Below are 20,375 nucleotides of genomic sequence, written 5' to 3'. Positions count from 1 at the left end.
TGCGAAAATGTCGCGGACGCGTATTTTGTCGGCAGATTTCAAGCCCCGGCGCGGAATCCGCGCAAGAATCGCCGATCATCTTGCGGCCCTTTGGCAGCGAGTCGGGCGATTCCAGCGAGATGAAGGCTCTATTGCGGGCGAAACAGGCTCTTGCGAGAGCCACGCCAATGGCGACGCCGCCGTACAAGGGCCTTGGGCGGTACGGGGTGGGCTACCGGGAAGCCCGCACCTGGGGCCGTCTCGCCAGGAGGGCGAAGGCAGAGACGATCAAACTTCTCTCCGGGGACTGCCTGCAGCCGGGGACGGGTCGAGGACGCCTGGACGGCCGGCCCAGGGAGAGTCCGCGCGTGCTGGGAGGGGCGCTCCTTCGCGAGCCCGAACGGGAGGGCTTCTGGCAGGGCGAAGGCGCCGCGAAAAGGATCTCCGACCGGGTGACGGACGGTGGCGCGGCTGAGGTGCCAGCGCCCGGACGGGGCGCTGGCGGGTCGTGCGCTGCGGGCTGCCGGATCAGGCGAGCGCGGCGGTCACGATGAATTCGACGTAGTAGTCGGGGGTCGCGAGCTTGGCCTCGCCGGTGGCACGGGCCGGCGGGTTCGCGGGATCGACCCAGGTGTCCCAGACGGCGTTCATCGCGGCGAAATCGGCCATGTCGGCGAGCCAGATGGTGGTGGTGAGCAGGCGCGACTTGTCCGAGCCGGCCTCGGCCAGCAGCCGGTCGACCGAGGCAAGCGCGTCCTTGCACTGGGCGGTGATGTCCGCGCCTTCGCCAACCTGGCCGGCGAGGTAGACGATGCCGTTATGCACGACGGCCTGGCTCATGCGGGTGCCGGGTTCGATGCGGGTGATGGTCATGAAACGTCCTTTCGAGGGGCGGCGGATCCTGTTCCGGAGCGCCCGCCGCGGGCCAAGATGCGCGCCGGCGGGCAGGAGCTGCCCCGCGCCATCGGGTCCAGATAGACCGGCGTGCGTCACCGCATCAAGGTCCGTCGGTCGCGTCAGCTCAGTGCGGCCTGCACCGAGTAGCAGAGCCTGCCGATGGGGTCGCTCGGCGGCCGGGCGCCGCGCCCCTCGGGATTGCCGGCGAGCAGGTTGCGCAGCTAGCCCTCGGCTCCGGAAGGCCGCTGGTCTTTCTTTCAGGTCGCGATGTCGTCCGGGGTTGTCTGGCAGACCCCGGGGCAATGGGTGAAGCCGAGGAAGACCGCCGAGGGCGCACCCTTCAGGTTGGGTTCTCTTGAGCCGGTGCCGTCGGCGGCGGTCAGCTGCGCGTCGCCGCGCCCGAGCAACGCCGCGCTGTTGGTGTCGAGCCGCGGCAGGACCGGGAGCAGTGCGTGGGGCGGCCCGGTCAGGCCGAGGGCGAAACGGTGTTCCTTGGTCATGAGGCGGGGTCAGGGGCCGTCTGGGCGTGACGCTTGGTCATTCGGCTGCGCTGGCGGCGGGCGGGGGGAGTCGAAATGTCAGGCGAGACATAATCTTGCGCGAATGCGCTGTACAAAAAGCTACCTTAGGTAGAATTTTGACGCCACGACACCACCCTAGGATTTTCCCATTTGATCAAAAAATGATCGACACGAGCGAAAAACTGGCCGAACCTCTCGCAATCGCGCCCCGTGACGCTGCGAAGCCTGTTTGAACCGCCTTCGGGATGAGGAGATTGGCGGAAGCGGCGCCGGAGGGCGCGGCATGAGACCAAGAAACTTCAGGGAGACGACCATGACCCGACACACCCCGTCGCGGACCATGCGCATTGGTGCGGCACTGCTGACCGCGGCGCTGCTGTCCAGCACCGCGCTGACCGCGCAGGCGGAGACGCCGCCGAACATGCTGGTGATCGCGCAGCGCATCGACGACATCAAGACCATGGACCCGGCCGAGAGCTTCGAGTTCACCGGTGCCGACATCAGCCGCAACGTCTACGAGGCGCTGGTCGACTTCGACCCGATGGACCTTGACGCCGGCTTCCAGCCCGCGCTGGCAGAAAGCTGGGAAGTGTCCGAAGACGGCACCCAGATCACTTTCACCATGGCCGACGGCCACGTCTTCGCCTCGGGCAACCCGGTGACCGCCAAGGACGCCGAGTTCTCGCTGCGCCGCGCGGTGATGCTCAACAAGACCCCGTCGTTCATCCTGACGCAGTTCGGCTTCACGCCGGAAAACGCCGAGGAGACCATCGTCGCGCCCGACGAGAAGACCCTCGTGCTGAAGCTCGACAAGGCCTACGCCGTGTCCTTCGTGCTGAACTGCCTTGCAGCGACCATCGGCGGCATCGTCGACATGGAAACCGTGATGGCCAATGAGGTCGACGGCGACATGGGCAATGCCTGGCTGCGCGACAACACCGCCGGTTCGGGCCCCTACAAGCTGGCCTCCTGGAAGCCCGACGAGAGCTACACGCTGGATCTCAACCCGGAATACCCCGGCGACGCACCGGCGATGAAGCGCGTGATCGTGCAGCACATCCAGGAAAGCGCCACCCAGCGCCTGCAGCTGGAGCGCGGTGACGTGGACATCGCCCGCAACCTCTCGCCCGAGGACGTGGCCGGTCTCGAGTCGGTCGACAGCGTCAAGGTCGTCGACGAGCTGCGCGGCCGCTTGATGTACTGGTCGGCCAACCAGAAGAACGAGATGCTGTCGAACCCGAAGGTGCTCGAGGCGATGAAGTTCGCCACCGATTACACCGGCATGCAGGACAGCTTCCTGAAGGGCCAGTACATCAACCACCAGGCGTTCCTGCCGAAGACCTTCATGGGCGCGATCGACGATCTGCCCTACAGCTTCGACATCGAGAAGGCCAAGGCGCTGCTGGCGGAAGCGGGCTACCCCGAGGGCTTCGACATCACCATCAACGTGCGTGATGCGCAGGACCGGATCGACATCGGCCAGTCGCTGCAGAACACCTGGGGCCAGATCGGCATCAACGTCGAGATGATCGTCGGCACCGGCGCGCAGACGCTGGACACCTACCGTGCCCGCGAGCACGACATCTACCTCGGCGCCTGGGGCCCGGACTACCCCGACCCCAACACCAACGCCGGCACCTTCGCCTACAACCCCGACAACTCGGATGAGGCGGGCGCCACCGGCCTTCTGGCCTGGCGCAACGCCTGGGCGCTGCCCGACATGAGCAACGAGACCCTCGCGGCCGTGGTCGAGCAGGACAGCGAGAAGCGCGCGGAGATGTACCGCGAGCTGCAGCGCGAGCACATGGCGACCAGCCCCTTCGGCATCATGTTCCAGCAGATCGAGCAGAACGCGATGCAGGACGGCGTCGAGCACTTCGTGGCCGGTGGCGCAACCACCGCGGTGTCCTACTGGGTCGTGACGAAGTAAGCCCGTGACTCAAGCGACAACCAACACCGGGGGAGGGCGCGCCGCGTCCTCCTTCCCGCCGAACTGGCTGAAAAAATTCGTCAGCCTTGCCTTCACCGTGGCGATCACCCTGCTGGGTCTGCTCTTCGTCACCTTCATGATCGGCCGAGTGATGCCGATCGACCCCGTGCTCGCGGTCATCGGCGAGCGCGCCTCTCAGGCGCAATACGACCAGGTCTACCTTGAGCTGGGTCTCGACAAGCCGCTGATCGTGCAGTTCGGCATCTATGTCGGAGACGTGCTGCAGGGCGATTTCGGCACCTCGATCCGCACCGGCAAGCCGGTGGCCGAGGACATTGCGCGCGTATTCCCCGCCACGCTGGAACTCGCCACGCTGGGCACGCTTCTCGGCGTTGTCCTCGGCGTTCCGCTCGGCGTTCTGGCCGCGGTCTACCGCGGCAGCTGGATCGACCAGCTTTCGCGGCTGATCGGCCTTGTCGGCTATTCGATGCCGATCTTCTGGCTCGGCCTGATGGGCCTGCTGATCTTCTACGGCATCCTCGGATGGGTGGCCGGGCCCGGGCGGCTCGGGGTGTTCTACGAGGGGCTGGTGCCGACGCGAACCGGTCTCTTGCTTGTCGATGCGCTCATCGAAGGCGACTGGGACGTGTTCAAGGACGCGCTGTCGCATATCGTTCTGCCGGCCTGCCTGCTGGGCTATTTCAGCCTTGCCTACATCAGCCGGATGACCCGCAGCTTCATGCTCGAACAGCTGAACTCGGAATATGTCATCACTGCGCGGGTGAAGGGGCTGAGCGAGTGGCACGTGGTCTGGCGCCACGCCTTCCGCAACATCGCCATCCAGCTCATCACAGTGATCGCGCTGGCCTATGCCAACCTGCTCGAAGGCTCGGTGCTGACCGAAATCATCTTCGCGTGGCCCGGCATCGGCAGCTACATCACCACCTCGCTCTTGGCCAATGACATGGCCTCGGTCCTTGGGGGCACCGTCGTGATCGGAACGATCTTCGTGTGCATCAACATCTTCTCGGACCTTCTCTACCGCTTCTTCGATCCGAGGGCCAAATGACCTCGCACACACCTACCGACGCCAAGCCGGGCCTGAAGGCCTGGCTGCTGAGCGATACGCCGCAGTCCCGCGGACAGGCGCGCGCCGCTGCCTGGTACCAGGGCTGGCTGAAACTGACGTCCAACAAGCTGACCTCGCTCGGCCTGATCGTGCTGACCCTGCTGGTGCTGGCGGCGATCTTCGCGCCGCTGCTGGCCACCGACAATCCCTTCGTGCAGGACCTCGGCGCGCGGCTCAAGCCGCCGGGCTGGGAGGGGCATATCTTCGGCACCGACAGCCTTGGCCGGGACATCTACTCGCGCCTGCTCTACGGCGCGCGGATCTCGATCTACATCGTGCTGCTGGTGGCGCTGGTGGCGCCGCTGCTGGGGCTGATCATCGGCACCACCGCGGGCTATTTCGGCGGCTGGGTCGATACCGTGCTGATGCGCATCACCGATATCTTCCTCGCCTTCCCGCGGCTGATCCTCGCGCTGGCCTTCGTGGCGGCGCTGGGGGCGGGGATCGAGAACGCGGTGCTGGCGATCTCGCTCACCGCCTGGCCGCCCTATGCGCGGATCGCCCGGGCCGAGACGCTGACCATCCGCAACTCGGACTTCATCCACGCCATCCGCCTGCAGGGTGCCGGGCCGCTGCGGATCATCACGCGCCACGTCTGGCCACTGTGCATCTCGTCACTGGTCATCCGGGTGACGCTCGACATGGCGGGGATCATCCTCACCGCCGCGGGTCTCGGCTTCCTCGGCCTTGGCGCACAACCGCCGAGCCCGGAATGGGGCGCGATGATCTCGGAGGGGCGCAAGTACATCCTCGACTACTGGTGGGTGGCCACCATCCCCGGTCTCGCCATCTTCGCCATCTCGCTCGCCTTCAACCTGATCGGCGACGGTCTGCGCGACGTGCTCGATCCGAAGGAGGCCGGCAAATGAGCAATCTTCTGGATATCGAGAACCTCTCGGTGCGCTTTCCGACGCGCTCCGGGACCTTCGAGGCGGTGCGGGGGATCTCTCTCTCGCTCGGCAAGGAGCGTCTGGGGATCGTCGGTGAGTCCGGCTCCGGCAAGTCGATGACCGGCCGGGCGATCCTCGGCCTCATCCGCAAGCCGGGCGAGGTGACGGCGGACCGGCTGGAGATGCAGGGCGAGAGCCTGCTCGATGCCTCGCCGAAGCGGATGCGGGCGATCCGGGGCAAGCATATCTCGATGATCATGCAGGATCCGAAATACTCGCTGAACCCGGTGATGACCGTCGGCGACCAGATCATCGAGGCGCTGCGCACGCATGAGAAGGTCGGCAAGGCCGAGGCCTACAAGCGCGCGCTGGAAATGCTCGACGCCGTGGCGATCCGCGAGCCGGAGCGGGTGATGAAGCTCTATCCGCACGAGGTTTCGGGCGGCATGGGCCAGCGCATCATGATCGCCATGATGCTGATCCCCAACCCCGAGATCCTGATCGCCGACGAGCCCACCTCGGCGCTCGACGTGTCGGTGCAGCTGCAGGTGCTGGAGATCATGGACAGGCTGGTGCGCGAGCGCGGCATGGGGCTGATCTTCATCAGCCACGATCTTAACCTCGTCGCCGGCTTCTGCGACCGGGTGGCGGTAATGTACGCCGGGCGGATCGTCGAGGTCTGCGAGGCAGGCAAGCTGCACGAGGCGAAACACCCCTACACGCTGGGACTGCTGAACTCGGTCCCCGATCTCGAACGGCCCCGGCCGCGGCTGGAGGCGCTGCAGCGCGACCCGGCCTGGCGCGAGGCTCCTTCCGTGAGTGCGATGCTATGAGCCAGCCAGAGATTCAGATCGAAGGGCTGGAGGTCTTCTTCGGCGACGGTCCCGAGCGCACCCGCGTGGTGCACGGGATCGACCTCAACGTGGCGCAGGGCGAGAGCTACGGCCTCGTCGGCGAATCCGGCTCGGGCAAGTCGACGGTGTTGCGCGCGCTGGTCGGGCTGGTGCCGGACTGGCACGGCACGATGAGCGTCGGCGGCGAGAGCCTGCAGCGCCTCGGGCGGTCGAAAGAGTTCTACCGCCGGGTGCAGATGGTGTTTCAGGATCCCTACGCCTCGCTGCATCCGCGGCAGACCGTAGACCGGGTGCTGAGCGAGACGCTGGCGCTGCACGGCATCAAGGACGGGGTCGATGCGCGCATCGACCGGCTGCTCGAGCAGGTGGGTCTGGGGGGCGGCTTCCGCTTCCGCTACCCGCACCAGCTCTCGGGCGGTCAGCGGCAGCGCGTGGCGATTGCCCGCGCGCTGGCGCCCGAGCCCAAGGTGCTGCTGCTCGACGAGCCGACCTCGGCGCTCGACGTGTCGGTGCAGGCCGAGATCCTCAACCTGTTGTCGGACCTGCGCTCCGAGTTCGGCCTGACATACCTGATGGTCAGCCACGATCTCGGTGTCATCGGCCACATGTGCGACCGTGTGGCGGTCATGCAGACCGGCGAGATCGTCGAAACGCTGGAAGTGGACGCGATGCGCAAGCTCGACGCGCAGCACCCCTACACCCGCCACCTGCTCGACAGCGCGCTGCGCTCTGCGGGGCACGAGGGCATGGGCGAGGCGCAGCGCTCCGCCGGATAGGGCAGGGGCATTTCCGAGAGATGAGACCACCCGGGCAGGAAGCTGCCCGGGTGGTCTGCTTTTGGGTCTGGGTGCGACAGAGGCCAGCGGACGACCGCGGGCTGCCGCGCCTGACATGAGTGGCCGGGCGCTTTATCGTGACGTTCCGCCGGACGGATGATCGCGCGTTGCCCCCACCAAACCGGCCGCCCGGGGGGCGGTCGGCCGCTGGCCGGCGGCGCTGCGCGCCTCGTTCCGGCTGGGCCTTCGGCTCACATCCCGCGGATCATGCCGCCGTCGACGCGGATCATCGAGCCGGTGACATAGGCGGCCTGCGCCGAGCACAGGAAGGTGACCATTGCGCCGAACTCCTCGGGCGTACCGTAGCGGCCCGTGGGGATGGTCTTGCGGCTGGCTTCCTGCACCGCATCGAGCGAGGCGCCGGTCTTATCGGCCTTGATCCCGTCGAGCTGCGCGAGGCGGTCGGTCGCGATGCGCCCCGGCAGGACCATGTTCACCGTCACGCCATGTGGGGCGACCTCTTCGGCGAGGGTTTTCGACCAGCCCGCCACCGCGCCGCGCACGCCGTTCGAGAGCGCGAGGTTCGGGATCGGCTGCACGATGCCCGAGGAGCCGATGGTCACCACACGGCCCCAGCCTTTGGCGATCATGCCGGGCAGGGCGGCGTCGGTGATCGCGAAGATCGGCGCGGCCATGGCCTCGAAGGCGGCCTGCCAGGCGGCGCTGCTCTGGCCCTTGGCGGGTCCGGCGGCAGGGCCGCCGCAGTTGTTGACGAGGATGTCGACCGGCTGCTCGGCGAGCCGTTCGATCAGCGCCGCGACGCTGGCCGCATCCGAGAGGTCGAGCTTCAGCCCCTCCATGCCCTCCGCCGGGGCGTCACCGCTGCGCGAGGCGGCGATCACATGCGCGCCCTCGGCGGCCAGCAGCGTGGCGCTTGCCGCGCCGAGGCCGCGGCTCGCGCCGAGCACCAGCGCCGTCTTGCCCTTCAGTCCCAGATCCATCAGTTCAGCTCCTTCAGTCGTTTCTCCTGCCGGGCGAGCAGGCGCTCGACCTCGGCGATGGCCTCGGGGGTGAGTCCCGCGCCCGGCGCGCGCAGCGCCGCCGAGCCGATTGCCCCGCGCTTGGCCAGCACGTATTTGCGCACCGCCAGCCCGGCGCCCGGCTGCTGCTCGTAGCGCACCAGCGGCAGGTAGGCATCGAAGATGTCCTGCGCCCGGTCCATGTCGCCGTCGCCGGCCAGCCGCACCACGTCTGCCAGCATTTCGGGAAAGCCGAAACCCGTCATCGCACCATCCGCGCCGCGTGCCATCTCTTCGGGCAGGAACACCCCGCCATTGCCGCAGAGGATCGAGATCCGGCGGCGGCCTTCGGCCTCGGCACGGCGCAGCTTGCTGATCTTGGCAAGGCCCGGCCAGTCCTCGTGCTTGAGCATGACCACCTGCGGGATGTCGTCGATGATCCGGCCCAGCACCTCGTCGGAGATCTGCACGCCGGTGGCCAGCGGGAAGTCCTGCAGCACGATCGGCACGCCGTCCCCGAGCGTCCGCGACACCTGACCGAAATAGCCGTGGATCTGCGGGTCGGTCTTCAGCGAGCCCGGCGTGGTCACCATGCAGCCCGCCGCGCCCATGTCCATCACGGCCTTGCCCAGCTCGCCAATTGCGGCGAGGCCGGGGGCCGAGACGCCCACCACCACCGGCTTGCCGCCGGCGCGCTTGATCACCCGCTCGGCCACGGCGCGGCTCTCGGCCTGTGTCAGCTTCGGTGCCTCGCCCATCATGCCGAGGATTGTCAGCCCGTCGGCGCCTTTGTCGAAGTAGAAATCCACCACCCGGTCGAGGCTGTCCCAGTCGATCTCGCCCTGATCGGTGAAGGGGGTGACGGAGATGACGTAGACGCCGCGGGCGTCGCAGGTGAGCAGGCTCATGGCTTGGGTCCTTCGGTCATGGAGAGGTCAGCCCTTCGGCGGCTCGGCAATCAGCAGGTCGCTGTCGGCGAAGGCGGCGCGCAGGTCCGACATGAAGCTGTGCAGCAGGCCCGAGTAGGGCACGCCCCGCCGGGTGTACATCACCGCCTTCACCTCGCAGGCGGGCAGGAAGGGCTTGCAGACCAGCGCGTCATTGGCGTGGGTGGTGGCGGAATAGGGATCGACAACGGTGACGCCGAGATGCTGCGCGGCCAGCGCCGTGGCCGTGGCGCAATAGCGCACCTCGATGCGCGGGGCGTAGGTGGCGCCGACCTGCTCGTAGGCCTTGCGCACCAGCTGCCCGAGGTTCGAGCCCATCTCAAGACCGACCAGCGGCTCGGCCTGCAGGTCGAGCGCGGTGAGATGGGGCTTGGCGGCGAGCGGGCTGCCGCGCGGCACCAACGCCACCATGTGGGCGCGCTGCAGGACGTCGACGTTCACCGCCGCCTGCCGGTCGTGGTCGATGGCGAGGCCGATGTCGGCCTGGCCGCTCTGCACCGCATCCTTGACCTGTTCCAGCCGTCGCACGTCAAAGGCGACCGACACATCGGGCCGCGCATCGAGGAAGCGGCGCAGGGCGACCGGGGCGACCGAGTAGCCGAGCGGCGGGGTGGCGATTACCTTGAGGCGGCCGGCCATGCCGAGCTTCATGTCGCGGGCACGCTGCGAGAAGCCGCGCATCAGGCTGAAGACCGGGCGGATCTCCTCGTAGAGCGATTTCGCCTCGGCGGTGGGCTGCAGGCGGCGTCCGGTGCGTTCGAAGAGGGTGAGGCCGAGCTGGGTCTCCAGCTGCCGCAGCCCGGCGGAGACCGCCGGCTGCGAGACCCGCAGCTGCTCGGCGGCTTCCACCGTTGTGGCGCAGCGCATCATCGCGGCGAAGATCTCCAGGAGCCGCAGCGAGACGTCCGGGAGGCCCGGTTCGGTGGTCATTCGGGCGCTCCGACCAGACCCAGCGCCATGGCGGCGGCGGCCTGCACCGGGTCGATCACCGCGATGCCGATGTCGCGTTCCAGCCTGGCCCGGATCGGCGCCATGCCGGCGCAGCCGAGCACCACCGCGCCCGCGCCCTTTTGTGCCAGTTCGCGGCCCAGGGTGACGCACATGCCGTAGACCTCCGGGTCGCGCCCCGAGGCCTCGGCCGAGACACCGGGCAGGGCAAGCTCCGCCGCGAGGCGGCTTTCGACGCCCATGGCGCGGATCTTCACCCGGTGGCGGGCGACCGAGCCGGGGGCCAGTGCGATGATGCCGAAGAGGTCGGCGCGGGCCATGGCGGTGAGAATGCCCGCCTCCTGCACGCCGATCACCGGCTGTTTGACCAGCGTTCGCGTGAGCTCCACGCCCGGATCGGAGAAACAGGCCGAGACAAAGGCAGCCGCATCGGGCCGCGCCTGCGCCGCCTCGGCAAAGCCGAGCCCGGCGCGGGCCACGTCCTCGGCGGTCATGATCGTCGCCGGGGAGGCGGGCAGGTCGGTGACCTCGAAGGCCGGCCCATTGACCGGGGCGAGATGGGCGATGGCCGCAGCGATACCCTGCGTCACGCTGCTGGCGGAGTTGGGGTTGATGATCAGGATCGGACCCATCAGCGCAGCTCCGCGCCAAAGTTCTGCGAAGGATCGAGCTCCTTGGCGGTGAAGCCGGGCTTGCCGCGCAGATCGACCGGCTGGCGGGCGACGAAGCGGCCCTGGCCTTCCTTGGCCTTCAGCTCGCCGTGCTCGACGATCACCGCGCCGCGGTTCATCACGATCTCGGGCTTGCCGGTGATCTCCATGCCCTCGAAGGGGGTGTAATCCATGTTGTCGTGCTGGTCGGCGGCGGTGACGGTGACCCGTGCCTCGGGGTTCCAGATGGCGATGTCGGCATCCATGCCCGGGGCGATCCGGCCCTTGGTCTCGCAGCCGAAGGTCTTGGCGGCATTGGTCGAGGACAGGGCGACGAACTGTTCGAGGGTGATCCGGCCCTTCACTACTCCCTCGGAGAAGAGATAGGGCAGGCGTGCGGCGATGCCGGGCATGCCGTTGGCGATCTTCGGATAGGGAATGTCCGACCCGTTCAGGAACTTGCCGGTCTCGTCGAAGCGGTAGGGCGCGTGATCCGAGCTGACGCTCTCGAAGGTGCCCTGCGCGATATGGTGCCAGAGCGCATCCTGCGTGCGGCTGTCACGCAGCGGCGGCGAGCAGATGTATTTCGCGCCTTCCATGCCGGGGCGGTCGAGATCGGCGCGGGTGAGGGCGAGATACTGCGGGCAGGTTTCGGCGAAGAGCTTGGCGCCGTTGAATTTTTCGCGCCGGACGATCTCGGCGCCGCCTTCGGTCGAGACGTGCACAATGAACAGCGGAGCGTCGACCAGCTTGGCGAGCTGGATGGCGCGGTTGATCGCCTCCTGCTCGGCCAGCTCGGGGCGCGAGATGGCGTGGTATTTCGGCGCGGTGAGGCCCTTGGCCGCCAGCTTGCGGTTCATCCATTTGACCATGTCGTTGTTCTCGGCATGGACCATGGTGATCGCGCCGTGCTCGCGCGCGACGGTGAGGATGTCGAGCATGCCGCCGTCGCCGAGGTTCATCAGGTCGTAGGTCATGAAGACCTTGAACGAGGTGATGCCGCGGGCGAAGGCGCGGGGCAGCTGGTCCTCGAGCACCTCTGGCTTCGGGTCGGAGATGATCAGGTGATACGAATAGTCGATCACCGAGCGCGCGGCGCGGGCGTCATAGGTGGCGATGACGTCATCGACCGACTGGCCGCGCTGCTGCGCCGCGAAGGGGATGAACGACGAGTTGCCGCCATAGGCCGCCGAGATCGAGCCGGAGAGGTAGTCGTCGGCGGTCATCACCCCCGAGGAGCTTTCCTGCGCGATATGCGCGTGCGCCTCGATGCCGCCGGGCACGACGATGCGCCCGCCCGCGTCGATGCGGCGCGCGCCGCCCTCGAGCTTTTCGGCCACGGCGGCGATGCGCCCGTCTTTGATGCCGATGTCACCCTTCGCCGTGTAGTCGGCGGTCGCGATCGTGCCGCCGTGGATCACCGTATCGAACTGCATCTCGTCTCTCCTTCCGTGCCGCCGCGGGCGGCCTATCCGTCTGTCCCCGCGGGGACGGACGCCGGGGCAGGGGCCCCGGCGCGTCTGTCTTATTCCGGCACCTTGACGCCGGTCTGGCTGGCGATCAGCCCGTAGTGCTCGATACGGCGGTGCGCCGAGAAGTTGAACACGGTGGACTTGCCGAAGTCGCACTTGGCGAAATCCGCCTCGTGCACGATCAGCTCATCGCCTTCGCCTTCCGCCTTTGCCACGACGAAGCCGTCGGGGTCGACGATGATCGAGCCGGCGAACATGTGGTTGCCGTCCTCCATGCCGCATTTGGCCACGGCCACGGCATAGGTCGAGTTCTGGTAGGCGCCGGCGCAGACCGAGAGCTCGTGGTGGTACATGCGCCGCTCGATGCCTTCCTCGGCCGAGAGGTTGTTCTGCGACGGGGTGTTGTAGCCGATGGTCACCAGCTGCACGCCCTGCAGGCCGAGGACGCGCCAGGTTTCCGGCCAGCGGCGGTCGTTGCAGATCGCCATGCCCATGATCACGTCCTGGTTCTTCACCACGCCGAAGCCGGTGTCACCGGGCAGGAAGTAGCGCTTTTCCAGGTGCTGGTGGGTGCGCTCGGGTTCGAACTCGGCGTGGCCGGGCAGGTGGGTCTTGCGGTAGGTCAGCACGATCTCGCCCTCGGGGGAGACGATGATCGAGGTGTTGAAATGCTCGCCCTCGGGGGTCAACTCGCAGTAGCCGAAGGTGAAGCCCATGCCGTATTCCTTCGCCTTGTCGAAGAGCGGCTGCACGGCGGGGTTCGGCATCTGGGTCTCGAACCAGTGGTCGAACTCGGCGCGGTCCTCGACGTAGAAGCGCGGGAAGAAGGTGGTCAGCGTCATCTCGGGGTAGACGAGGAACTTCACGCCCTTGCCGTGGGCCTCGTCCATCAGCGCGATCATCCGGGCGACGACCTCTTCGCGGGTCTCGTCCTTCTGGATGCCGCCGATCTGGGCGCCGCCGATAATCATCTTCGTCATGGGAGTTTCCTTTCAGGGACGTTCAGTGCACCGCGAGCCCGCGCTGGTACCGCGAGATCAGGCGGACGAGCGGCCAGAGGATCGCGAGGTAGATCAGCGCCGCGAGGATCAGCGGCGAGGAGTTGTAGGTGACCGAGCGGGCCATGTTGGCCGAGTAGAGCAGCTCGGAGAGGGAGACGACCGAGGCGAGCGAGGTCAGCTTGACCACCTCGACGGTGTTGGACAGCAGGTCGGGCAGCACGTTGCGCACGGCCTGCGGCAGGACCACGTGGGTCAGGGTCTGCGCCTTGCTCAGACCGGTGGCGCGGGCGGCCTCGGTCTGGCCTTTGGGCACCGACTGGATGCCTGCCCGGAAGACCTCGGCGAAATAGGCCGAGTTGTTGAGGAAGAAGGCGACGACCACGGCCATGAAGGGGCTCAGCTCCAGCCCGGCAAAGGGCAGCCCCGAGAAGACGAAGACCAGCAGCACCAGCGGCGGCAGCGCGCGGAAAAGGTCGATGAAGCCGACCGACGGCCATTTCAGCCACTTGCTGGGCGACAGCGCACCGAGCGCCAGCAGCAGCCCGCCGACGAGGCCGAGCCCGATGACCACGGCGCAAAGCTCGAGCGTGATGATCAGCCCCTTGAGCAGCAGCGGCCAGGCCTGCGCCATGATGCCCACGTTGAAGAAAAGGTCGATGAAGTTGCTCATGTCATGTGCCCCTTACACGGCCCAGGCGTAGCGCCGTTCGAGCAGGCGCGAGAGGATGACCACCGGCAGGAAGATCGCGAGATAGGCGAGCGCGGCCATGGTCAGCGGCGTCGCCGAGCCCGAGAAGCTCTGCGCCGAGGAGGAGACGGCGAGGATTTCCTTCACCCCGATCACCGAGCCGAGCGCGGTCATCTTGGTGATCGCCAGCGCGCGGTTCACCAGCGGCGGGATGCCCATGCGGATGGCCTGCGGCAGGGCGATCTCGAAGAGCGTCTGCGCGAAGCTGAGGCCGGTGGCGCGGCCCGCCTCCCATTGGCCCTTCGACACGGCGGTGAGGCCGGCCCAGAAAATCTCCTCGGCGAAGGCGGCAAGCACGCCGCCGAGCACGAGGATCAGCACCATGGGTCCCGACAGGTTGATGCCGAGCCCGGGCAGGCCGAAGTAGAAGATCAGGATGACGACCAGCGGCGGCAGGGCGCGACCGATGTCGGCGAAGGCGACGATGGGCAGGGTCAGGTACCAGCGGCCGAGCGTGCGCAGGCAGGCCAGAACGAGGCCGAGGGCGAGCCCGCCGACCACGATGATCGCGCTGAGCCAGAGCGTGGTGACGATGGCCGACAGCAGGTCCGGCAGGTATTTCGCCATCACCGCGCCGTCGAAGAATGTGTCGAGGAACCTCATGCGTCGCTCGGGTGCAGGCGGGAGAGGAAGGCGCGCAGGCGCTCGGATTTCGGATTGCCGAAGATCTCTTCGGGGGTGCCGGCCTCGACCACCACGCCGCCATCCATGAAGACGACGCGGTCGGCGGCCTCGCGGGCGAAATCCATTTCGTGGCTGACCACGACCATGGTCATGCCCTCGTCGCGCAGCTGTTTCATCACCTTGAGCACCGAGCCGACAAGCTCGGGGTCGAGCGCCGAGGTCGGCTCGTCGAAGAGCATGACCTTGGGATCGAGCGCCAGCGCGCGGGCGATGGCGACGCGCTGCTGCTGGCCGCCCGACAGCTCGGAGGGCATGGCATCGGCCTTATGCGCCAGCCCGACGTGTTCGAGCATCTCCATAGCGCGGGCCTTGGCCTCGGGCTTGGAGCGTTTCAGTGCCTTGACCTGCGCCAGCATGACATTGGCCAGAACAGATTTGTGCGGGTAGAGGTGGAAGCCCTGGAAGACCATGCCGATCTTCAGCCGCATCTTGTCGAGTGCGGCGCCGTGGCAGGCGGTGACATGTTCGCCGTCCAGAAGGATGCTGCCCGAGGTCGGCTCTTCGAGCCGGTTGCAGCAGCGGAGCATGGTGGATTTGCCCGAGCCCGAGGGGCCGATGACGAAGACCAGCTCGCCCGGCTTCACGCTGAGGTCGATCGAGGTCAGGACCTGGGTATCGCCGAAACTCTTCTCGAGTTGGTTGATCTCGAGCATCGGCCTGAGGTGGACCTTTGCGGCGGAAGCGGAGGGGGCTGCGGGCATGAGCTGTCTTTCGGATGGGAGGACGGGGCGACGGGCGCCCCGTCCGAGAGGTTCAGGGAGCAGTGTCAGGGATCAGAAGTCGCAGGAGACGTCGTGCGCGGTCTCGTCGTAGCCGTCGAAACCGGGGGTGCCGTAGCCGGGGGTCGGGGTGACGATGGTGGTGCCCTCGGTCGGGGTCACGCCGAACCACTTCTCCGAAAGGGCGACCATCGTGCCGTCGGTCTTCAGGCATTCCAGCACCGCGTCGATCTTGTTGCGGGTTTCCACGTCGTCCTTGCGGAACGGGAAGGCCCAGACGAGGCCGGTGGGGTATTCATAGCTGAGGTCGATGCGCGGGTTCTGCTTGGCGGCCCATGCCGAGACGGTGGCGCCGGCGAGGTTGGCATCGGCGCGGCCGGTCGAGACGGCCTCGACGGCGTCGGTGTTGGTGCCGTAGGCGACCACTTCCCAGCCGTATTCCTCGGCCTTGTCGTTCAGGAAGCTTTCATAGACCGAGCCCTTGTTGACCGCGATTGTCTTGCCCTTGAAGGCGTCGAGACCTTCCATCGCCTCTGTCCCCGCAGGGACGGTGAAGGCGAAGTTGGTGTCCATGAAGCCCTCGGAGAAGAGCAGGTTCGAGGCGCGCTCCTCGGTGACGGTGGTCGGGGCGACGAGGAAGTCGTAGGTGCCTGCCTGCAGTGCCGGGATCAGGCCGGAGAACTGCGCGGCGACCACCTCCATGTCGACGCCGAGCTTCTCGCCGATGGCGGCGGCGAGATCGACGTTGAAGCCCTCGACCCCGCCCGAGAGGCTGGGCATGGCGTGGGGCGCGAAGGTGCCGTCGAGCGCGACCTTGTAGCCCTCGGCATGGGCCGGAAGGGCAAGCGCTGCGAGCGCGGCGGAGAAAAGAAGGCTCTTGGGTGTCATGAGGTGGCTCCGTGTTGGTTGGGTCTGTTTTCTTGGCATCGGGAGGATGCGAGACGTGACTTCTAAAAGCCGCCGGCCCGGTCGGGGAGCAATACAAATCAGGATTATAATGGAACTATAATTATAAACAGAGATTATATTTGTGACAGGTTTTGGCACGGAGTTCGGTTGGCGTGGAACGGCGACCTGATCGTCAAGGCATTGATTTGGAAGGGCTGGGAGCCACCTTGCGTCACCCCGCCCGCTACCGCAGCGGAAGGCGTGACGGCCCTGTCGGACAGGAGGGCTCGCTGCGCACCCCCCTTTACGATGCTCATTGAATGAGCAATCCCTGAGCCACCGCGCGCCGGGCGGACCGTCCGGAGGCGCCCGAGTCTCTCTTCGAACCCGACTCCATTTCTCAAACCTGCAAGGGGCCTGCCATGAAATCCCTCTTCCACCTCGCGATCCACGTCAAAGACCTCGACGAGACCCGCGCCTTCTACGGCGACGTGCTCGGCTGCGAGGAAGGCCGCTCGACCGACACCTGGGTCGATTTCGACTTCTTCGGCCACCAGCTCTCGCTGCACCTCGGCGAGCCTTTCCCGGTGACGCGCACCGGCAAGGTCGGCGAGCACATGGTGATGATGCCGCACATGGGCGCGGTGCTGCGGCTCGACGACTGGCTGGCGCTGGCCGACCGTCTGGCTGCCAAGGGCATCGAGTTTGACATCCCGCCGGTCATTCGTTTCGAAGGCGAGCCGGGCGAGCAGCGCACGATGTTCTTCTTCGATCCCTCGGGCAACCCGATCGAGATCAAGGGCTTCAAGGACTTCGACGGTCTCTTCGCCGCGTGACGCGGCTCCGCGCGGCCGGCGCCGTCAGGCGGGGCTCCGCGCGGGTTCGGGACGGGCGCGCAGGGCATGCAGGGCGATCAGCCCTAGCCCGAGCGCCAACCCGACTCCCATCAACGCGGCGGTCTTCCATAGGACGAGGACCGCCGCCACCAGCCGCAGTGCCACCTCCCAGCGGCGCAGCGCACCGCGGTCGAAGCGCGCCAGCGCCGAGGCCAGCAGGTAGAGCGTCAGCGCCAGCCGTGCGCCGAGCAGCAGCAGCGCGGGGATATCGACCTGCCCACTGTAGCCCTCGATCAGCGCCCGGCGGCCCGTGTCGTCGGTGATCGTCACGGCCTCCTCGATCAGCAGCAGTTCGGGATACCAGGCAAAGACGAAGGGAATGGCGAACATCACGATGCCCACGCGCACGGCCGCGATGCCGGTACGCATCGGTTCGGTGCGCGTGATCGAAGCGGCGGCAAAGGCAGCGATGGCCACCGGCGGGGTGATCGCCGAGGCCACGGCGAAGTAGAACACGAACATATGCGCGGTGAAGAAGCTGACACCGAGGCTCGACAGCAGCGGCCCGAGCAGCAGCGCCACGTTCACATAGGCGGGCACCGTCGGCATCCCCATGCCGAGCAGGATGGCGCAGAGCATGGCGCAGATCAGCGCCAGCATCAGATAGACCCCGCCGACGATGCGGATCTCGAAGCCGAAGAGATGCAGCACCTGCGCGTGTTCGAGCCAAGTGGTCACGGAACGGGTCAGCTCGCCGGTCAGGCCGCTCTCGTTGAGGAAGGCCGAGATGATCGACACCGCAAAGAGCAGCAGGAACAGCCGCGAGATCAGGATGCCGCCGTCGGCGAGCGACAGGAGCACCTTGGAGGGCTTGGCGCGGGTCTCGGGATCGAGGAACAGCAGCGGCAGCAGCACCGCCACGGCCCACCAGCCGGCCGAGACCGCGTCGCCGGTGGCGTTGGTGATGGTCTGGGTGACGAATTGCGGCAGGATCGACGCCGCCATGCTGCCGGCCATCGCGTCCTTCGAGCCGAGCAGCAGCAAGAGAATGGTGAGGATCGGCACCAGGATGATCACCAGGTTCAGCCAGTCCTGGCGGTGCATCACCAGATCCTCGGGCATCTCGCGCATCGCCTCGATCCGGTCCTTGCGGGCCTGGAACATCACCGCGAGGAAGATCGAGAAGAAGAACGCCAGCGCCGGCAGGAAGGCGGCGGTGATCACCTTGGTGTAGGGCACCGCGGTCAGCGCCACGAGCACGAAGGCCGCGACCCCCATCACCGGCGGCATGATCTGCCCGCCCGAGGAGGCTGCCGCCTCCACCCCGCCGGCGAATTGCGGCGAGAAGCCGTTGCGCCGCATCATCGGGATGGTCAGCCGCCCGGTCGAGAGCACGTTGGTTACCGGCCCGCCGGTGATCGTGCCGAAGAGCGCCGAGGAGACGATTGCCGCATGCGCCGGGCCGCCGCGCAGCCGGCAGGTCATCCGCACCGCTAGCTTGATCAGCGAGGTACCCCCGGCGGAAGTGCCGAAGAGCGCGCCCAGCACCACGTAGGGGAAGACCTGATTGACCACGATGTCCATGAACCGCCCCATGAAACCGTCGGGGGTGACAAAGACATTGGTGGCCTTCTGGATGGCGGCGGCGCGCACGTCACCGCCGTCGGCCCCGAGCTTGGTCAGCAGGAAGCTGTTGTCCGACAGCTCGAACATCCAGATCAGCGCGGTGGCCACGGTGTAGAGCACCACGACGCTCGCCACCGCCACCAGCGGCAGCCCCCAGACCCGCACGTTGTAAAGAAAGAACAGGGTGATGATGGTGAACAGCAGCGGGATGATCCAGATGCCGAAGCGGGCCTGGCAGGCGGGCACCTCGGCCTCGAAGGAGATGCCGGGGATCACCCCGGCCGAGCGCTCGGCGGCCTCCTGGATGAGCCGCGCGCGCTCGCCGGTCAGCTGGTCGATCAGGCAGATCGAGTCGATCTCCACCAGGAAGCCGACCGCCGCGAGCACTGCGGCGAGGATCAGCCCCGCGTCGAGCAGCGCGCCGAGCCAGGCCAGCCCCGGGCGGTCCCACTTCCACGCCCGGTAGACGCTGGAGTCGAGCGCCACGATCAGCATCATCACGAGGAAGACCGGCGGGTAGAAATACTCCGGCGGAAAGCCCGAGACCCGGAAGAACGGCCGCCCGGTGATCTCGCGCGCCCAGTCCTGCAGGCCGGGGATCTCGGGCATGGTGTTGATCATGCCGACGATCACCAGGATGACGGCCAGGACAAGGGCGATCCGCTTGCCCAGCGGACGGATGATGTCTTGCTGTGTCATGTCACCGGAGCCTTCCGAGGGCCGGGCCACCGCAGCGGCCCCACCATGTTGACGGGATCAGGGTGCGATCAGGGGGCGAGTCAGGGGCGCAGGCAGTCCGCCACCGTGTGGCCTGCGTCTTCGAAGGCACGGATCGCGCCCGGGTGCATCTTGATCTGTACCGCGCCGCAGGCGCCCTGGCTGACGCCGTCGATGTCGCCGAAGCTCATCCGGGCAAACGGACCGCGCGGCGAGCCGGTGATGAAGCGCTCTTCGCCCTCGAGGTAGGCCTTGGTGATCTGGTAGACGAGCTCTTCGTCGAGCCCCGCCGGGACGATCTGGCCGAAGGCCGTGGCGAAGCTGTCGAAGGTGTCGTCGTCGGTCACCACGGTGATGTCATTGCCGGCGTAGGCGGCGCGGAAATCCTCGACCGGCACCGAGTAGGGCGCATGCCCCGGGGCGGCGACGATCTGCTGCCCGAGCTCGCTGGCGAGCAGGTCGGAGGGCACGTCATGGAGGGTGATCCCACCCGCCGCGGCAATGGCGATCTGTCGCCCGGAGGGCAGCCCCTCGGGGATGGTCCAGACATCGGCGCCGCCGCCGGTGATGGTCGAGACGGTGTCGGGCCAGGGTGTCTGGATGCCCTCGTAGCCCTCGCCGTCCTTGAGGCCCGACAGCAGCTGGATCATCGCCCGGCCCGAGGTCAGCGCCGCGCCGCGCGGCGGGCCGTTCCAGACCCGCTTGCCTGCCATGTCACGGATGTCCTCGACCGGGTTGCTGTTGAAGTAACCGAGCACCTGAGCCGAGCCCGCGTTGAAGAAGATCGCGCGGATGTCGGAGGCCAGTTCAGCACCCTTTTCCGGGCCGACGCCGGCGTAGGGGCCGATGCCCCGCGACAGCAGGAACGGCAGGATCAGCGGCGCGGGGGTCATGTCGAGCCGGCCCTCCGCCACGGCGAGCACCGAGTTGGTCAGCGTTGCGCCCTCGGTGATCTGCATGGTGGCGACACCGGCGCTGTCGAGCACCGCGGCGAGGGTTGAATCGATGTAATGCGGCGTCGAGCCGGGGGTGGTGGTTTCGGCGGTCAGCGTGGCCTGAGCCGAGGCAAGCATCGGCGCAAGCGCCAGAACGCCGCCCACAAGCATCTGTTTGAGCATGGTTCCTCCCTTTGGTCGCCGCCCTC

General features: G+C 67.3%; 20 protein-coding genes. 6 read left to right on the top strand and 14 right to left on the bottom strand.

The genetic code is table 11. The annotated features are described in order from the left end of the window. Positions 1–507: 507 nt before the first annotated feature. Together BM397_RS17695 and BM397_RS17690 are read right to left on the bottom strand one after the other, a co-directional pair. Positions 508–852, bottom strand: coding sequence for a RidA family protein (locus BM397_RS17695; protein ID WP_092427336.1), 345 nt, complete (start codon positions 850–852; stop codon positions 508–510). Positions 853–1,133: 281 nt separating this feature from the next. Continuing rightward, positions 1,134–1,376: an SCO family protein gene (locus tag BM397_RS17690; RefSeq protein WP_092427333.1), complete on the bottom strand. Its 243-nt coding sequence runs from the start codon at positions 1,374–1,376 to the stop codon at positions 1,134–1,136. Between the two features lie 334 nt (positions 1,377–1,710). On the opposite strand from BM397_RS17690, the gene BM397_RS17685 reads away from it, so the two are divergent. From BM397_RS17685 to BM397_RS17665, 5 genes are all read left to right on the top strand, one after another. After that, entirely contained in the window at positions 1,711–3,327 is a 1,617-nt protein-coding gene (locus BM397_RS17685) for an ABC transporter substrate-binding protein (protein ID WP_245696138.1), read from the top strand. Positions 3,328–3,463: 136 nt separating this feature from the next. After that, a complete protein-coding gene (locus tag BM397_RS17680; RefSeq protein WP_092427495.1) occupies positions 3,464–4,396 on the top strand; it encodes an ABC transporter permease in 933 nt (310 codons plus the stop codon). Next, entirely contained in the window at positions 4,393–5,325 is a 933-nt protein-coding gene (locus BM397_RS17675; RefSeq protein ID WP_092427329.1) for an ABC transporter permease, read from the top strand. The genes BM397_RS17680 and BM397_RS17675 overlap by 4 nt, the downstream gene beginning before the upstream one ends. Further along, the gene (locus tag BM397_RS17670) at positions 5,322–6,179 is read left to right on the top strand and encodes an ABC transporter ATP-binding protein (protein WP_092427326.1); all 858 of its coding nucleotides are present in this window, start codon (positions 5,322–5,324) and stop codon (positions 6,177–6,179) included. Before BM397_RS17675 ends, BM397_RS17670 begins: the two co-directional genes overlap by 4 nt. Beyond that, on the top strand, positions 6,176–6,976 hold the full coding sequence (locus tag BM397_RS17665; RefSeq protein WP_092427323.1) for an ABC transporter ATP-binding protein: 801 nt from the start codon (positions 6,176–6,178) through the stop codon (positions 6,974–6,976). The genes BM397_RS17670 and BM397_RS17665 overlap by 4 nt, the downstream gene beginning before the upstream one ends. A gap of 251 nt (positions 6,977–7,227) precedes the next feature. Here BM397_RS17665 and BM397_RS17660 read toward each other — a convergent pair whose 3' ends face one another. From BM397_RS17660 to BM397_RS17615, 10 genes are all read right to left on the bottom strand, one after another. After that, positions 7,228–7,977 carry an SDR family oxidoreductase gene (locus tag BM397_RS17660; RefSeq protein WP_092427320.1) on the bottom strand — a complete coding sequence of 250 codons (750 nt, stop codon included), beginning with the start codon at positions 7,975–7,977 and terminating at the stop codon, positions 7,228–7,230. Further along, positions 7,977–8,903, bottom strand: coding sequence for a dihydrodipicolinate synthase family protein (locus tag BM397_RS17655; protein ID WP_092427317.1), 927 nt, complete (start codon positions 8,901–8,903; stop codon positions 7,977–7,979). The genes BM397_RS17660 and BM397_RS17655 overlap by 1 nt, the downstream gene beginning before the upstream one ends. Before the next feature lie 27 nt (positions 8,904–8,930). Then, positions 8,931–9,872, bottom strand: coding sequence for a LysR family transcriptional regulator (locus BM397_RS17650; protein WP_092427314.1), 942 nt, complete (start codon positions 9,870–9,872; stop codon positions 8,931–8,933). Beyond that, positions 9,869–10,522, bottom strand: a complete 654-nt coding sequence (locus BM397_RS17645; protein WP_092427311.1) for an aspartate/glutamate racemase family protein — start codon at positions 10,520–10,522, stop codon at positions 9,869–9,871. Before BM397_RS17645 ends, BM397_RS17650 begins: the two co-directional genes overlap by 4 nt. After that, positions 10,522–11,976: a dihydropyrimidinase gene (gene hydA / locus BM397_RS17640; RefSeq protein ID WP_092427308.1), complete on the bottom strand. Its 1,455-nt coding sequence runs from the start codon at positions 11,974–11,976 to the stop codon at positions 10,522–10,524. The genes BM397_RS17645 and hydA overlap by 1 nt, the downstream gene beginning before the upstream one ends. A gap of 89 nt (positions 11,977–12,065) precedes the next feature. Continuing rightward, complete coding sequence (locus tag BM397_RS17635; RefSeq protein WP_092427305.1) at positions 12,066–12,992, bottom strand: N-carbamoyl-D-amino-acid hydrolase; 927 nt, start codon at positions 12,990–12,992, stop codon at positions 12,066–12,068. A 22-nt stretch (positions 12,993–13,014) separates the two neighbouring features. Further along, positions 13,015–13,683 carry an amino acid ABC transporter permease gene (locus BM397_RS17630; protein WP_092427302.1) on the bottom strand — a complete coding sequence of 223 codons (669 nt, stop codon included), beginning with the start codon at positions 13,681–13,683 and terminating at the stop codon, positions 13,015–13,017. Positions 13,684–13,695: 12 nt separating this feature from the next. After that, positions 13,696–14,364: an amino acid ABC transporter permease gene (locus BM397_RS17625; RefSeq protein ID WP_092427299.1), complete on the bottom strand. Its 669-nt coding sequence runs from the start codon at positions 14,362–14,364 to the stop codon at positions 13,696–13,698. Beyond that, positions 14,361–15,098, bottom strand: coding sequence for an amino acid ABC transporter ATP-binding protein (locus BM397_RS17620; protein ID WP_092427296.1), 738 nt, complete (start codon positions 15,096–15,098; stop codon positions 14,361–14,363). The genes BM397_RS17625 and BM397_RS17620 overlap by 4 nt, the downstream gene beginning before the upstream one ends. A 120-nt stretch (positions 15,099–15,218) precedes the next feature. After that, complete coding sequence (locus tag BM397_RS17615) at positions 15,219–16,052, bottom strand: transporter substrate-binding domain-containing protein (protein WP_092427293.1); 834 nt, start codon at positions 16,050–16,052, stop codon at positions 15,219–15,221. Between the two features lie 422 nt (positions 16,053–16,474). Between BM397_RS17615 and BM397_RS17610 the strand changes: the two genes are divergently transcribed. Further along, positions 16,475–16,888 (top strand): VOC family protein, encoded by a 414-nt coding sequence (locus BM397_RS17610; RefSeq protein ID WP_092427290.1) that lies wholly within the window; start codon positions 16,475–16,477, stop codon positions 16,886–16,888. Between the two features lie 24 nt (positions 16,889–16,912). Here BM397_RS17610 and BM397_RS17605 read toward each other — a convergent pair whose 3' ends face one another. Then, a complete protein-coding gene (locus BM397_RS17605) occupies positions 16,913–19,213 on the bottom strand; it encodes a TRAP transporter permease (RefSeq protein WP_245696137.1) in 2,301 nt (766 codons plus the stop codon). An 80-nt stretch (positions 19,214–19,293) separates the two neighbouring features. After that, positions 19,294–20,349 carry a TAXI family TRAP transporter solute-binding subunit gene (locus tag BM397_RS17600; protein WP_092427287.1) on the bottom strand — a complete coding sequence of 352 codons (1,056 nt, stop codon included), beginning with the start codon at positions 20,347–20,349 and terminating at the stop codon, positions 19,294–19,296. Positions 20,350–20,375: the final 26 nt, after the last annotated feature.

Source organism: Alloyangia pacifica (assembly GCF_900116195.1).
Classification (GTDB): domain Bacteria; phylum Pseudomonadota; class Alphaproteobacteria; order Rhodobacterales; family Rhodobacteraceae; genus Salipiger; species Salipiger pacificus.
The sequence above is the reverse complement of the archived record's forward strand: the minus strand, read 5'-3'. Positions and strand labels throughout refer to the sequence as shown.